A 14,354-nucleotide genomic window follows, 5' to 3' on the forward strand; every position below is an offset into this window, starting at 1 on the left:
TGGACCCCCGCCAGAGCGAGGTTCGCGGGGCAGTCTGCCAGGCGACGGTCTCTCTCACATCGTGGTTAGCCCGGTGGTGTGACGAAGTAAGTTGAACCGGGTACCACCGAGAGGAGCAGGGATGTCGAACTGGCTGGACGTCGCGCACGAGGTTGCGGCGACGCTCAGGTCCGACGCGGCGGACAGGGACCGGGCCAACCAGCCGCCCGCCAAAGAGGTGGAACTGCTCCGGCAGAGCGGTCTGCTGAACGTCCGCGACTGGACGCAGCAGCAGCGGATCGGCCGGATCGTCGGCGCCGCCGACGCCAACGTCGGGCACCTCCTCGGGTACCACTACCTGCAGATCTGGCGCAGCGGCCTGTTCGACACCCAGTTCAGCGTCCAGCCCGACCAGTTCTGGGCCGGTGTCAGCAACCCGCTCGACGCGGCGCTCGAGCTGACGCCCGCCGAGAACGGTTTCGTCCTGAACGGCCGCAAGACCTTCGCCACCGGAGCCGCCGTCGCCGACCGCCTCGTGGTCAGCGCGACCCGCACGGACAACGGCGAGAAGCTCACGTTCCTGCTCGACGGGAAAGCACCCGGAATCACCTACTTGGACGACTGGGACAACATCGGTCAGCGCCTCACGGCGTCCGGCGGGGTGAACTTCGAGAACGTCCAGGTGACGGAGGTGCTCGGGGTCCAGCCGGCCACCGAGGACCCGCGCGTCAGCCTCGCCGCGATCGGCTTCCAGCTCGTGCTCGCCCAGCTCTACGTGGCCATCGCGGAAGGCGCGCTCGCGGAGGCCGCCGACTACACCCGCACCAAGACCCGCCCGTGGTTCGTCAGCGGCGTCGAGTCCGCCACCGAGGACCCGTACATCGTCGCCGCCTACGGCGAGATGGTGGCCCAGACCAGGGCCGCCGGGCTGCTCGCGGACGAGGCCGCCCGCCAGCTCTGGGAGGCGTCCGAGTTCGGCCGCAACCTCACGCCGGCCAAGCGCGGCGAGGTCGCGGTGACGATCTCCGAGGCGAAGGTCGTCAGCACCAAGCTCGTCAACGAGGTCACCAGCCGCATCTTCGAGCAGGTCGGTGCGCGCGGCACCGCGGCCAAGTACGGCGTCGACCGCTTCTGGCGCAACGCCCGCACGCTCACGCTGCACGACCCGGTCGTCTACAAGGCCCGCGAGGTCGGCGAGCACTTCCTGACCGGCGCGCGCCCCGCTCACACCGGGTACAGCTGATGCAGCCGGTCCTCGCCGACTCGGTGCGGCTCACCGATGACGGCGTGCTGATCCTCGACCGCCGGCAGTTCCCGTTCGAACGCGACTGGGTGCTCTGCCGCACGGCCGAAGACGTCGCGCAGGCCATCGAGGACATGGTCACCCAGTCCTCCGGCCCGTACTTCGCGGTGCTGTTCGGCATGGTGCTGAAGGCACGCACCCTCGAAGCGCTGCCGTTCGAGCAGGCCCGCGCGCAGCTCGCGGAGACCGCGCTGATGTTCGAGAACACCAGGCGCACCAACAACGCCCTGCGCAAGGCCACCAAGGTCGTCCTCGACCACGTGGACGCCGCGCGGGACGTCACGCACGCGCTCGCGGGCGCCGAGGAAGGCGACCGCCGGTACCGGGCGAAGAGCCAGGCGCTGGGCGAGCACACGGCCGACCTGCTGCCCGACAACGCCACCGTCATGACGCACTGCTGGGCCGACCTGTACCTGACGGAGACGGTCAGGGCGGCCCAGAGGCAGCAGAAGACGCTGCGCTTCTTCTGCACCGAGACGAGGCCCTACCTGCAGGGAGCCAGGCTCACCGCGGAGACGTTGATCGAGATGGGCGTCGACACCACGCTCATCACGGACGGCATGGGCGCCGCGGTGCTGCAGAGCGGTGAGGTCGACGCGCTCGTGACGGCGGCTGACCGGGTCACCATGGACGGGCACGTCGTGAACAAGGTGGGCACACTGGGTCTCGCCGTGGCCGCGCACGCGTTCGGAGTACCGTTCCACGCCCAAGTGCAGGCACCCGACCTGCTGGCGCCCACGACGGACCACGTGGAGATCGAGTACCGCGACGGTGCCGAGGTGCTGCAGGTGCTGGGCAGGCCGAGTGCCACGCCGAGGGTCAGAGGGCACTACCCGGCGTTCGACGTGACGCCGCCGCGCTTCGTCACGACCGTGGTGACCGACCGGGGCGTCTACCAGGCCGGCGAGCTCGACAAGTACTACGAGGGAGAACAGCGGTGAGCAAGTGGGTCGTGCTCGACATCGAGGGCACGCTGAGCGCGACGGACCAGGTGCTGGTCGTCCTCTACGACTACGCCCGTCCCAGGCTGGGTCCGTGGATCGAGCAGCACGGTGACGACCCGGTGGTCGCCGACGCCGTGAAGCAGATCAAGGAGCTCAGCGGCCACGACGACGTTGTCAAGGCGCTGCACGACTGGATGGACGCCGACCAGAAGGTCACGCCCCTCAAGACGTTGCAGGGCCTCATCTGGCAGCAGGGCTACGCCCAGGGCGACCTGGTGGCGGAGTTCTTCCCGGACGTCGTCCCCGCGATCCGCAAGTGGCACGGCGACGGCGTGAAGCTCGCGATCTTCAGCTCCGGCTCGGTCGCCGGTCAGGTCGCGTTCTTCAAGCACACCACCGACGGCGACCTGACCCCGTTGCTGGAGCACCACTTCGACACGGTCAACGCCGGTCCGAAGCGCGAGGCCGAGTCGTACCGCAAGATCGCCTCGGTGCTGCAGAGCGACGACATCACCTTCTACAGCGACGTTCCGGCCGAGCTGCACGCGGCGCAGGAGGCGGGCTGGAAGACGGTCGGCGTCGCGCGCGCCGGTGAGCCGTACGGCAACGCCGACTTCTCTCCCCACCCGACGGTCTGGGAGCTTTCGTGACCGCCGAGCTCGCCCGCGAGTGCGTCCGGTTCGCGCAGATGGGCTGGATGCGCGGCACGAGTGGCAACCTCTCCGTTGTCCTGCAACGTGATCCGCTCCGTCTCGCGGTCACGGTCAGCGGCGTCGACAAGGGCGAGATCACCGCGCAGGACAGCGTGGTCGTCGACGAGAACGGCGACGCCGTCGACTCTCCGAAGGTCCCGTCCGCCGAAGCGGGCCTGCACGCCAGGATCGCGAGGGTCGCGGGAGCGGGCGCCGTCGTGCACGTCCACGCGCTCGCCACCGTCGTCGCTGCGGAGCACTGGCCCGGCGGTGTGGTGCTGAAGGACCTCGAGATGCTCAAGGGTTTCGGTCGCTACGACCACGAAGAGGTCGTGATCCCGGTCGTCCGCAACTCGCAGGACATGCTCGAACTGGGCGACGCCTTCGAGAAGGGCTTCGACCCGAAGGTGCCGGCGCTGCTCGTCGCACGGCACGGCGTGTACGTGTGGGGCGACGACCTCGTGCAGGCACGGCACCGCCTGGAATGCCTGGAGTGGCTGCTGCGCTTCAAGGTGGAGACGCGGGACATCTTTACGGGGAGGCACTCATGACGCTGCTGACGGTGTGGCCGGAAACCGGCCCCGAGGAGACCGTCCTGCGCACCACCGACGCCGAGGAGATCACCACCGCGCTCAAGGAGCACGGCGTGCGCTTCAGCCGGTGGTCCGTTGTGGACGGTGTGACCGCCGAGAACGCCCTGGAGATCTACGAGGACGAGGTCGCCCGTGTCAGCGAGACGGAGCGCTACGGCTACGTCGACGCGATGGAGATGACCCCGGCCGACACGGACGAGTACCGCGCGAAGGCCGTCGAGTTCCGGAACAAGTTCCTCGCCGAGCACACCCACGACGACGACGAGGACCGCTACTTCGCCCGTGGCGCAGGTGTTTTCTACCTGCACATCGGCGACAAGGTGTACGCGGTGTTCTGCGAGGCGGGCGACCTGCTGAGCGTTCCGGCGAACACGACGCACTGGTTCGACATGGGCACGACGCCCGACTACGTGTCGATCCGCTTCTTCCACGACGACGACGGCTGGATCGGGAACTTCACCGGCAGCGACATCGCGACGAAGTTCCCGACTTTCGACGAGCTGCGTTCAGGAATGTGAAAGGTTCAGCCATCTGAACCTTGTGCCGGAATTTCGTGCGGCTATTGATCCCTCCGGCCCCTGACCTCCACAGTGGTACAGACCACTTGTCGAAGGTCGGAGGGATTCACCGTGGAAACCCCTGCACTCCACAGTCGCCGCTCCCTGTTAGCCCTCGCGCTGACCGCACCCCTGCTCGTGGCACCGGCGGCTCAGGCCCTCGCTCAGCCGCCGTCCGCGCAGTGGGCGTCAGCGCCGTACACCTACACCGTCCAGAAGCCCTACAACCTCGCGCTGAGCAGCCGCTACAAGTTCGAAGGCGGCGTCCACACGATGTGGGTGTACGACTACGACCAGCCGCACACCCAGGGCAGCCCGACCGATCCGCGCACCGAGATGCGCTTCAACCAGGAGTACTCCAGCGGCTCCCGCGCCTGGGAAGGCGAGATCTACATCCCGGCCGGCGTCAGCGGCCCGACCATTGTGCAGATCCTGCGCGGCAGCCGACCTGACGGCACCCGCGCCACCGACGTGATGCTCAACGTCGCGAACATCAACGGCGGCACCCTGCGCAAGGACAGCAACCAGGTCGTCGCCACCGGCATTTACAACAAATGGTTCAAGATTCGCGTCGAACACACCGCGGTGGCGGGCGGCCGCGGCACCGTGAAGACCTATTACAACGGCGCCCTCAAACTCACGCACCAGGACGAGGGCCCGGCGACGCGCTATTTCAAGAACGGCGTCTACCACCACGGCAGCGGCCGCGCGGAGGCCCGTTTCCGCAACATCACCTACTGGCGCCAGTGACCCCCTGATCTGGTCCCGCTTCCACTCGCCACGGCGGGACGCGTGGAAGCGGGACTGCCGACCTAGAGTGAAGCCATGGACTCACGGGTGGCGGTTGCCTCGCTCGGCGGCACGATCACGATGACGGGCTCCGGCGCGGTGTCACCGACGCTCGGCGCGCAGGACCTCGTCGGAGGCCTCGAAGTCGGCGAGATCGCCACCCTGGCGACGATCCCCGGCGCCTCGCTCACCTTCGCGACGCTGCTGGAGACCTTCGACTGGGCCCACGAGCAGGTCTCGCGGGGCGCCGCCGGCGTGGTGATCATCCAGGGCACCGACACGCTGGAGGAGACCGCGTACTTCTTCGACTGCCTGTGGCCGCACGAAGAACCGCTCGTCGTCACCGGCGCCATGCGCCACCCGGGCCTGCCCGGCGCGGACGGCCCGGCCAACCTCACCGCCGCCGTGTCCGTCGCGGCGGCGGCGAACTCACGCGGGCGCGGAGCGCTGCTCGTCCTCAACGACGAGATCCACGCCGCCCGCTGGGTCCGCAAGGCCCACAGCAGCCTGCCGAACGCCTTCGCCTCCTTCCCCGGCCCGCTCGGACTCCAGATCGAGGGCGCCCCGCAGTACTTCCACCCGGCGCACCGGCTGCCCGCACTGCCGAGGCCTCTCGACCCGCCGGCGGTGCCGCTCGTCGAGGCCACAGTGGACGATGACGGCGCGATCCTCGACTGGCTCGACGTCCGGGGCGTCGTCGTCGCGGCCACCGGTGCCGGGCACGTGTCGCAGGGGATGGCCGAGGCGATCTCCCGCGCCCGCTTCCCGGTGGTGGTGGCGTCGCGAACCGGCGCGGGCACCACGTTCCGCAACACCTACGGCTTCACCGGTTCCGAGTCGGACCTGATCGAGCGCGGCGCGGTCATGGCGGGCTGGTTGTGCCCGCGCAAGGCCCGCGTGCTGCTGCGGCTCGCGCTCGGCTCGGAGACCCCCGTCGAGGCCGTGTTCGCGGCCCGCGGGGGAGTCTTCTGAGCGCTGCGCGTCAGGCGGCGTGGATCGGGTTGGTCCTCGGTCTTCGGTGCGGGTCCACGAACGCCGGTGGGCGGAAGGTCGGTAGGCCTTCGGTCATCTCGATCTGCCAATCCGAGTGGTGGACGAGGTCGTGGTGGCGGCGGCAGAGCAGGACCAGGTTGTCGGCGTTGGTCTTGCCGCCCTCCGACCAGAACCTGATGTGGTGGGCTTCGCAGTGCTTCGGCGGGCGGGTGCAGCCGGGGAAGGCGCACCCCTTGTCGCGGGCCACCAGGACTCGGCGCAGGCCCGCGTTGATCGCCCTGGTCTTGCGGCCCACGTCGTGGACCTGGGAGCGGCTGCCCAGCAGGGTGGGGATGATGCCCGCGTCGCAGGCCATCTTGCGGACCTGGCTCATCGGCAGGTGCTCGCCGTTGTCGAGCAGGGCGGTGCCGACGCCCTCGCGGAGCTTGTCGTAGTCGACCGTGACCGTCAGCTGGACGCGCTCGCCGCCGTGGATCCTGCTGCTGTCGGCGCGCAGAGCCAGGTCGACGACCTCGCACAGCGCGTCGCCCTCTCGTTCCGGCGCGCACCGCTGGTCGTGGGGCTCCGGCTTGGCCAGCGGGTCGATCAGCGCGTCGAGCTTCGCTCCGGTCTCGGCGTCGAGGTCGGCGGACAGCAGGTACCGGCCGCCCCTCCACTGACGCCGCAGGACGTTCTTCCGCACCACCGGGTCTGAGTCCTTGGGCTCCGGACCGTCCTGGTCCAGGCGGTAGGCGAGCTCCTTGCAGAACGCCTTGGCGGACCGGGGTTCGTGCTGCCGCGCGTACTCGACCACGTGCACCTCCGCCACGGAGGGCAGCGCGGCCATCGCTTCGGCCAGCACCTCCACGTGGTCCTCGGACAGCTCTCCCTCGGCCATCGCGGCCGCGACACCGGGCAGCACCGGCGCGATCGGGGAACCGGTCGGCGTCACCGTGGGGCACAACGCCTGCGCCTGCTTGATCCTGCGGCGTGACACCTTCGGATCCCAGCGCAGCGTGTGCTTGAAGACCTCGACGAGATCCTTGTACCCCAACGTTTCCGCCGCACCCTGCTGGTCGAGCGAACCGATGATCTCCAGCACCTGGAACTGAAGCCTCTGCAGCGCGCGCACCTTCCGCTTGAGCTCGTCGAGGAGATCAAGCGGGGAGGAGAGCGCGAGTGCCTGCATGCGTTCATCGTGGCATGAACAGGTGTTCGAATTCCATTCCACGATGGGGTGAACGTGCAGGTCAGACCCTATGGCGCCGTATGCGACGCACGACGCCATAGGGCCTGCCGTTTTCACCCGAACGAGCCCGTGGCATGGATCAAAACCAATCCATACCGTGGCAAAGCATGACCGCGATCATCTCCACCCCGTACAGCCGGGATCTCGGTGACGAGCTACGCCGCCTGAGAGAGACCTGCACCCAGTTCCACGGCCGCGCGATGGCCGTCCAGCTCGGCTGGGATCCGAGCAAGGTGTCCGACATCGAGCTGGGCAAGGTGCGCGCGAGTGACGTCGACGTCGTGCAGTACCTGGCGACGTGCGGCAAGGACATCGACTTCATCGACGCGTTCCGCAGCCGCTACTACAACGCCTTCGACCTGTACTTCGCCCAGCTGCCGGACAACCTGCGCACGCTCGCGATGACCGAGGCGATGGCCACCAGGATCGTCTCCTTCGACATCCTGACGGTGCACGGCCTGCTGCAGACGGAGTCGTACGCGCGAGAGCTGTTCGTGGACAGCCAGATCGAGGCGCCGGAGGACATCGAGAGGTTCGTCCAGGCGCGTATGGAACGGCAAGCGATCATGAGGCGGCCGAACCGCCCGGAGTGCGTCTTCTACCTGCACGAACTCGCTCTGCGGATGCGGCTGGGCGACGCCGCTCTTCGTGAAGACCAATACCTGCGCCTGCTCTTCAACACCCACATCCTCAGGATCGTGCCGGCGCACGTCTGCGCTTTCCGCTCCGCGGTCACGTTGTACGAGTTCGGGAAGGCGGCTCCGGTCGTGTACAGCGACAGCGACACGGCCGAGGTGTACGCGCAGGACAGCATCGCCGTCGCGCGCACCAGGAGGCTCTTTCAGCGGCTGGATGGTGTCGCTCTGGATGCGGAACAATCGAAGCGCAAGCTGGCGGAGTACGTCAGCGGACTTCGAGAGGACCCTCATGTCGGCGGAACGGACTTGGCATAAGAGCAGCTACAGCAGCGGTGGTAGCGGAAGCAGCTGCGTGGAGGTGTCGCTGGCCCAGGACGCGCTCGTCCGGGACACGAAGAACGCGAGCGGTGCGGTGCTCGCGTTCTCCACCTCTGCCTGGCGCGCCCTGGTCAACTCGCTCTGACCACCGACGTGTTCGCGGTCTCGACCGTCACCCGCACGGTCTGAGGGGCGAGCGACTGCAGGTACTGCGCGTGGTCCGAGCCGAGCGTGTCGCTGAACGCGATGAACCCCAGCCGGGGCAGTTCGAACGCGGTGGTGGCGCAGAAGTCCTCCAGGCGGTCGAAGCCGCGCCGGATGCCGGTGGCGTCGAGGCCGAACACGGCGTGCCGGTCGAGCTTGCCCGCGCCGATGTCGAGCAGGTGCAACGCGTGCATGGCGTGCGTGAACGCCATCGCGCACACCTCGATGCGCGAGCACGACAGCAGCAGCGTCCGCACCATCGACGGGTGCAGCGACTTGCCGGACGTGCGCAGGACGACGTCGATGCCGGCGTCGCGGAACAGTTCGACGATCTCGAACAGGCCGGGCACTCCCAGCGGCTCGCCGCCGCCCAGCGTGACGGTCTCGGGGCGCATCGAGATGAGCGCCTGTGCGATGTGCAGCATTCGGTCGTGGCTGAGCCGCGCGTGTGCGACGTCCCAGGTGATGTCCATGCGATCGGGCCCCCTTCGGCGGATACGCCGATCCAATCGGGGGCGGAGTCCCGTCGTCAGGTGACCGTTGTCCCGACCTAGCGGGGACTTCCCAGCCCGGCCTCGCGGGCGCGGACGATCGCCTGCGCGCGATCGGCCACCTGCAGCTTGGTGAAGATCGCGGACACCCGGTTGCGGACGGTCTTGCCCGACAGGCTCAGCCTGTGCGCGATCGACGGGTTGTCCAGGCCGGACGCCATCAGCTCCAGCACGTCCCTCTCCCGGTCCGTGAGCTGCGGGAACAGCACGGCCTTGGACGACGAGATCGCGGTGAAGTAGCCCATCATCCGCTGGGCGATCGTGGCGCTGAAGATCGCCTCGCCGGCTCCTATCGCCTGCACCGCGCGCACGATCTCGTCGTCGTCCGTCGTCTTGACGAGGTAGCCGCGCGCCCCGGCCTTCATCGCCGCGAACACGAGCTCGTCGTCCTCGTGCATCGTCAGCACGAGGACGCCGACGTGCGGCAGTGCCTCCTGGATCTGCTTCGCGGCCTCGACACCGCCCAGGACGGGCATGTGCAGGTCCATCACGACGACGTCCGGCGCGAGGTCCAGGACGACCTGCACGGCCTCCTGCCCGTCGGCGGCGTCACCGACGACCTCGAGACCGTCCTCGCCGTCCAGCAACGCCTTCAAGCCGCGCCGGAACACCGGGTGGTCGTCTGCGATCACAACCCGCGTCACTGGGCCTCCAACGGGATCCGCGCCACCACCCGCGTGCCGTGTGGTTCCGCGGGTCCCACTGTGCACGATCCACCCAGCTCCGCGCAGCGTTCCCGCATCGAATCGAGCCCCACGCCCGGCTTGGCGCCGGCCGCGACCCCGCGTCCGTCGTCCACGATCTCCACGACCAGGTCGCCGTCGGTCCGCACGGTGATCACGCAGGTCGACGCTCCGGAGTGGCGCGCGGTGTTGGTCAACGCCTCCGCGACGATCCGGTAGGCCGCGACCTCGACGGCGGCGGACAGCCCGTCGATCTGCTCGGCCCGCACCTCGACGCGCAGGTCACCGCCGAAGCGGGCGGCCTCGTCGCGCACGGCCAGGGCCAGGCCCTGGTCGAGGATCGGCGGCCGCAGCCCGTCCACGAGGCTGCGCACCTCGACGGCGGTCGTGTCGACGTCGGCCAGCACCGGGTCCAGCACGTCGCCCAGCGAGCGGCGCAACGCCTTGAGCTGCAACCGGATCCCGACCAGCGCCGGTCCCACGCCGTCGTGCAGGTCGCGCCGCAGCCGCAGCCGTTCCTCCTCGCGGGCGCGCACCAGCCGTTCGCGGGCGAGCTGCAGGTCGGCGGTCAGCTTGATCGACTGCGCGGCGGGGGCCGTGGACCGGGCGAGGTCGACGAGCAGGCTCAGTTCGCGATCGCTCAACCGCTCGTCGGGCGCACGCGGCTCGACCACGAGATCACCGACCGAGGAGCCTCGGTACGTCATGGGGAAGCGCAACTGCGGCCAGCCGCGGCTGCGTCCGTGCTCGGCCAGCACCGACCCGCCGCGGATCGCCACGTACGGCAGCTTCAACGACTCGGCGACCGTCTGGGCCACGGTCGCCAGCACGTCCTGCGACTGTTCGAGCTTCTCGCTCAACGTGGACAACGTCGCATAAGGATCAGAGCGCTCGCCGTACAGCCACCGGTCGAGCCTGCGCTGCACCCAGCTGCGGATCGGCGCGAACACCAGTCCCGCGGCCACGACCCCGATCACCTCGGCGTCCTTCGCGAACAGCTGGCCCGCCCCGACCATCACGCCGAGGTAGACCAGCAGCAGCACCACGGTCAGCGAGCCGTAGAGCAGCGACCGGTGGATGAGCAGGCTGATGTCGTACAGGCCGTACCGCAGGATGGCGATGACCGCGGCGGCCGGGAACGCCAGCACACCGACGATCCACGCGATGTGCCCGTCCGTCGTCTCCACCACGGTCGCCACGCCGGCCAGCGTCAGCAGCGCGAACGCCCACACCAGCAAACGGCGTTCGTCCCCCTCGGCCCTCCGCCACCGCAGAGCCAGGGACACCACGGCCGCGAGCACGGAGACCCCGGCCGCGAGGACGGCGACCAGCGTGATCGTCTTCGCGACCCCGCCACCACTGCTCTGCCAGAACGAGGCGGGATCGCCCCACGACGCCCAGGCGATCCCGATGGTGCCGGCGACGGCGCTGAACAGCGACGCGCCGATGGCGATCCACCAGCGGTTGCTCAGGGGCCTGCCGTTCGGGAAGACCAGTGCCACAGCGGGCAGCAGCGCGTACGTGGGCCACCAGACCCACGCCTCGACCCATCGGGCGGGATGGTCGGCGGGCTGACCCGCGACCGCGATGGCGACGGCGCCGAACACGCCCATCGCCAGCAGCAACCACCCGACGGACGACCTGCGGACGTGGCCGATCACCCGCACCCCGAGCAGGGTGCAGGCGAACGCGACCAGCCAGTTCCGCGGATGTGAGACGGCGCCGGTGACCGCTGTGTGCACGACGGCGTAGAGCACACAGGCGGCCACCAGAACGCCGATGACCCGGGCGAGGGTGACCTCGCGCCGGGTCAGTCGCTGAGCCAGTGCCACAGGTTGTGGAACGGCGAACCGGAGTCCAGCGTGGAGAGACCTCCCGGCCAGCCCTGGAAGGTCATGATCCGGTGGCGGAGCTCTTCCACGGTCCGCGGCTGGGCGGGCTTGTGGGTGTGATCGAAATCGACGTCCCCAGGTGGCGCGTTCATGGCGCGCACCTGAAGCTCCGCGTACCAGGCGAGGAGCTCTTCGTCGGACATGTGCGAAAAGTACGGCGGCGTTACTTTCTGCCCGGACTTCGACATGCCTGGAAGGAGTCGTGGGCACTCGTCTGGATACACGAGTGCCCACGAACTTCTGAGAACTTTCTCGGATCAGCTCACGGCAGGACCTGGATCTTGCGCCCGACACCGGCCTTGAACTGGTCCAACGCCTTGGCGTAGTCGTCCAGCGGCACCCTGTCACTGATGAAGATCTCGGGGTCCAGCACCCCGGTCGCGAACAGGTCAGCCGCCCGTTCGAACGAGTGCAGCACCGCCATCGAGCCGGTGATGGTGATCTCCTGGTTGTAGATCCGGTACGGCTCGATGGTCACGCGGGCCGAGTAGTCCGAGACACCGAACTGGAGGAACGTGCCTCCCTTCGCGACCCGGCCGAGACCGTCCTGGATGGCCTTCTCGTTGCCGGTGGCGTCGATGACGACGTCCCAGCCCTGCGGCCGGTCCAGTTCGTCCGCCGAGGACGCCACGCCCGTGACACCGAGCTGGACGGCGGTCTTCAGGCGCTCCTCGTTGAGGTCCACGACCTCGATCGACGACGCGCCCGTCAGCTTGCCGAGCTGCAGCATCATCAGGCCCATCGTGCCCGAGCCGTAGATCAGCACCCGGGACGCCATCTGCGACCGCAGCACGTCGTAGCCGCGCACCGCGCACGACAACGGCTCGATCAGCGCCGCGTCCTCGGTGCGCACGTGGTCCGGCAGCTTCACGCAGTTCGCCACCGGTGCCACCGCGAACTCCGCCGCGCCACCGGACGTCGTGACGCCGATGGCCGCCCAGCGCTCGCAGAGGTTGTTCTTGCCCGAGCGGCACATCCGGCACTCGTGGCAGTACAGCGACGGGTCGACGGCGACCCGGTCACCGACCTTCAGCTCGTTCACCTGCGAACCGATCTCGACGACCGTGCCGGCGAACTCGTGGCCCGGCACGACCGGCAGGGTGGGCGCGAACTCGCCCTGCAGGATGTGCAGGTCCGTGCCGCACAACCCGCAGGCCGCCACGTCGACGACCACTTCGCGGGGACCGCAGGTGGGATCGTCCACAGTGGTCACTTCGACGGACCCGACGCCGGTGATCACTGCTGCTTTCACTTGACCGCTCCCAACGAAAGGCCCTGGACGAGCTTGTCCTGGGCGGCGAACCCGGCGATGAGCACCGGCAGAGACACCACGACCGCGGCCGCGCACACCTTGGCCAGGAACAGGCCCTGGGAGGTGACGAACCCGGTGAGGTACACGGGGGCGGTACCGGCGACGACACCGGTGAGCACCCGTGCGAAGAGCAGCTCGTTCCAGCTGAAGATGAAGCAGATCAGCGCCGTCGCCGCGATGCCCGGCATGGCGATCGGGGCGACCACCCGGCGCAGGATCGTGAGCAACCCGGCGCCGTCGATCGAGGCCGCCTCGAGGATCTCCTTCGGGACCTCGGAAAGGAACGACCGCATGAGCCACACCGCGATCGGCAGGTTCATCGAGCAGTACAGCAGCGTGAGGAACGAGATGTTGTCGAGCATCCCGGAGAACTGCGCGATCAGGTAGATCGGCAGCAGCGCCGCGACGACGGGCATCATCTTGGTGGACAGGAAGAAGAACAGGACGTCCGTCCACTTCTCCACCGGCTTGATCGACAACGCGTACGCGGCCGGGATCGCGAGCAGCAGCACGATGATCGTCGACCCGATCGAGGCGCTGAACGAGTTGATCAGCGGCGGCCACGCGCCGGAGTCGAAGAACTCCGCGTAGCCGTCGAACGTGATCGGCGCGAGCAGCGAGGGCGGGTTCGTCGCCGCGTCGGACTCGCTGTGCAGCGAGGTCAGGAACATCCAGGCCACCGGCGCGAAGAACACGATGCCGGCGAACCAGGCGAGCACACCCCAGCCGTGTTTGAACCATCGGGGCGTCATCGCTTCTCCTCCTTGAACAGCGAGGACACCACGCGCAGCGCGAACGTCGCGATGACCATCGAGCCCGCGACCACGATGACGCCGGCCGCGGAGGCCTCGCCGTACTCGTGGGCCTGGTAGAAGGTCTGGTAGATCATGTACGGCAGGTTCGCCGTGCCCAGACCGCCGGACGTGATCGTGAAGACCGCGTCGAAGTTCTGCACGATGTAGATCGACCCGAGCAGCCCGCCGAGCTCCAGGTACTGGCGCAGGTGCGGGAACGTCAGGTACCGGAAGATCTGGAACGACGACGCGCCGTCGATCGTCGCGGCCTCGACCGGTTCGATCGGCTTGGACTGCAGGCCCGCCAGCAGGATCAGCATCATGAACGGCGTCCACTGCCACACCAGCGACAGCACCACGGCGCTCATCGGCATGGTGGAGATCCAGTCCGGCTGGGCGTCGAAGCCCAGCCAGTTCAGGATGCCGTTGAACAGGCCGTACTCCGGGTTGTAGAGCACGTGCTTCCAGATCAGCGCCGCCGCCACCGGGACCACGAGGAACGGCGCGATGAGCATGGTGCGCACGAACCCGCGGCCCGCGAACTTCTTGTCCAGCAGCAGCGCAAGACCCAGCCCGAGGAGCAGGCTGATGATCACGACCGAGGCCGTGAGCACGATCGTGTTGACGACCGACGACCGCAGGTCCGGGTCGGTGAACACGTTGACGTAGTTGTCGAACCCGGCGAACCCGCGGTTGGTGGGGTCGAGCGAGTTCCACTTCATGAACGAGATGACGAGCGTCGCGACGAACGGCAGCTGCGTCACGATGATCAGGAAGATCAGGGCGGGCAGCAGAGGCGCCCGCCGCGCCCACTTCGAGTAGCCCTTGCGGGGGACGGGAGGCGGCCGGTCGACGACCGACCGCTCCCGCGTCATGACAGCCAT

General features: G+C 68.6%; 17 protein-coding genes. 9 read left to right on the forward strand and 8 right to left on the reverse strand.

Annotated elements, in window-relative coordinates; all coding sequences use genetic code 11:
* The first annotated feature begins 121 nt into the window (after positions 1 to 121).
* The 7 genes from ORI60_RS21860 (at position 122) to ORI60_RS21890 (ending at position 5,829) form a co-directional block, all read left to right on the forward strand.
* Entirely contained in the window at positions 122 to 1,222 is a 1,101-nt protein-coding gene (locus ORI60_RS21860) for an acyl-CoA dehydrogenase family protein (protein ID WP_266039641.1), read from the forward strand.
* A complete protein-coding gene (locus tag ORI60_RS21865; protein ID WP_266039643.1) occupies positions 1,222 to 2,223 on the forward strand; it encodes a s-methyl-5-thioribose-1-phosphate isomerase in 1,002 nt (333 codons plus the stop codon). The genes ORI60_RS21860 and ORI60_RS21865 overlap by 1 nt, the downstream gene beginning before the upstream one ends.
* Positions 2,220 to 2,876, forward strand: a complete 657-nt coding sequence (gene mtnC / locus ORI60_RS21870; protein ID WP_266039644.1) for an acireductone synthase — start codon at positions 2,220 to 2,222, stop codon at positions 2,874 to 2,876. Before ORI60_RS21865 ends, mtnC begins: the two co-directional genes overlap by 4 nt.
* Positions 2,873 to 3,469, forward strand: a complete 597-nt coding sequence (mtnB, locus tag ORI60_RS21875) for a methylthioribulose 1-phosphate dehydratase (protein WP_266039645.1) — start codon at positions 2,873 to 2,875, stop codon at positions 3,467 to 3,469. Before mtnC ends, mtnB begins: the two co-directional genes overlap by 4 nt.
* Positions 3,466 to 4,029 (forward strand): 1,2-dihydroxy-3-keto-5-methylthiopentene dioxygenase, encoded by a 564-nt coding sequence (locus tag ORI60_RS21880; protein ID WP_266039647.1) that lies wholly within the window; start codon positions 3,466 to 3,468, stop codon positions 4,027 to 4,029. Before mtnB ends, ORI60_RS21880 begins: the two co-directional genes overlap by 4 nt.
* 111 nt (positions 4,030 to 4,140) lie before the next feature.
* Entirely contained in the window at positions 4,141 to 4,818 is a 678-nt protein-coding gene (locus ORI60_RS21885) for a polysaccharide lyase family 7 protein (protein ID WP_266039648.1), read from the forward strand.
* A 75-nt stretch (positions 4,819 to 4,893) separates the two neighbouring features.
* Entirely contained in the window at positions 4,894 to 5,829 is a 936-nt protein-coding gene (locus ORI60_RS21890; protein WP_266039650.1) for an asparaginase, read from the forward strand.
* Positions 5,830 to 5,839: 10 nt separating this feature from the next.
* Here ORI60_RS21890 and ORI60_RS21895 read toward each other — a convergent pair whose 3' ends face one another.
* Positions 5,840 to 7,018, reverse strand: coding sequence for an HNH endonuclease signature motif containing protein (locus tag ORI60_RS21895; protein WP_266039651.1), 1,179 nt, complete (start codon positions 7,016 to 7,018; stop codon positions 5,840 to 5,842).
* A 167-nt stretch (positions 7,019 to 7,185) separates the two neighbouring features.
* Here ORI60_RS21895 and ORI60_RS21900 point away from each other — a divergent pair, with 167 nt between their 5' ends.
* Positions 7,186 to 8,031, forward strand: a complete 846-nt coding sequence (locus ORI60_RS21900; RefSeq protein WP_266039652.1) for a helix-turn-helix domain-containing protein — start codon at positions 7,186 to 7,188, stop codon at positions 8,029 to 8,031.
* Positions 8,032 to 8,068: 37 nt separating this feature from the next.
* A complete protein-coding gene (locus tag ORI60_RS21905; RefSeq protein ID WP_266039653.1) occupies positions 8,069 to 8,179 on the forward strand; it encodes a DUF397 domain-containing protein in 111 nt (36 codons plus the stop codon).
* Here ORI60_RS21905 and ORI60_RS21910 read toward each other — a convergent pair.
* The 7 genes from ORI60_RS21910 to ORI60_RS21940 form a co-directional block, all read right to left on the reverse strand.
* Entirely contained in the window at positions 8,166 to 8,711 is a 546-nt protein-coding gene (locus tag ORI60_RS21910) for a radical SAM protein (protein ID WP_266039654.1), read from the reverse strand. The genes ORI60_RS21905 and ORI60_RS21910 overlap by 14 nt on opposite strands.
* 77 nt (positions 8,712 to 8,788) lie before the next feature.
* Complete coding sequence (locus ORI60_RS21915) at positions 8,789 to 9,433, reverse strand: response regulator transcription factor (RefSeq protein WP_266039655.1); 645 nt, start codon at positions 9,431 to 9,433, stop codon at positions 8,789 to 8,791.
* Positions 9,430 to 11,304 (reverse strand): sensor histidine kinase, encoded by a 1,875-nt coding sequence (locus tag ORI60_RS21920; protein WP_266039657.1) that lies wholly within the window; start codon positions 11,302 to 11,304, stop codon positions 9,430 to 9,432. The genes ORI60_RS21915 and ORI60_RS21920 overlap by 4 nt, the downstream gene beginning before the upstream one ends.
* Positions 11,283 to 11,507, reverse strand: coding sequence for a hypothetical protein (locus tag ORI60_RS21925; protein ID WP_266039659.1), 225 nt, complete (start codon positions 11,505 to 11,507; stop codon positions 11,283 to 11,285). The genes ORI60_RS21920 and ORI60_RS21925 overlap by 22 nt, the downstream gene beginning before the upstream one ends.
* Positions 11,508 to 11,626: 119 nt before the next feature.
* Entirely contained in the window at positions 11,627 to 12,616 is a 990-nt protein-coding gene (locus ORI60_RS21930) for a zinc-dependent alcohol dehydrogenase family protein (protein ID WP_266039660.1), read from the reverse strand.
* Entirely contained in the window at positions 12,613 to 13,428 is an 816-nt protein-coding gene (locus tag ORI60_RS21935; protein ID WP_266039662.1) for a carbohydrate ABC transporter permease, read from the reverse strand. Before ORI60_RS21935 ends, ORI60_RS21930 begins: the two co-directional genes overlap by 4 nt.
* Positions 13,425 to 14,354 (reverse strand): carbohydrate ABC transporter permease, encoded by a 930-nt coding sequence (locus ORI60_RS21940; protein ID WP_266039664.1) that lies wholly within the window; start codon positions 14,352 to 14,354, stop codon positions 13,425 to 13,427. The genes ORI60_RS21935 and ORI60_RS21940 overlap by 4 nt, the downstream gene beginning before the upstream one ends.

Source organism: Lentzea sp. NEAU-D7, from assembly GCF_026242055.1.
Taxonomy (GTDB): Bacteria; Actinomycetota; Actinomycetes; order Mycobacteriales; family Pseudonocardiaceae; genus Lentzea.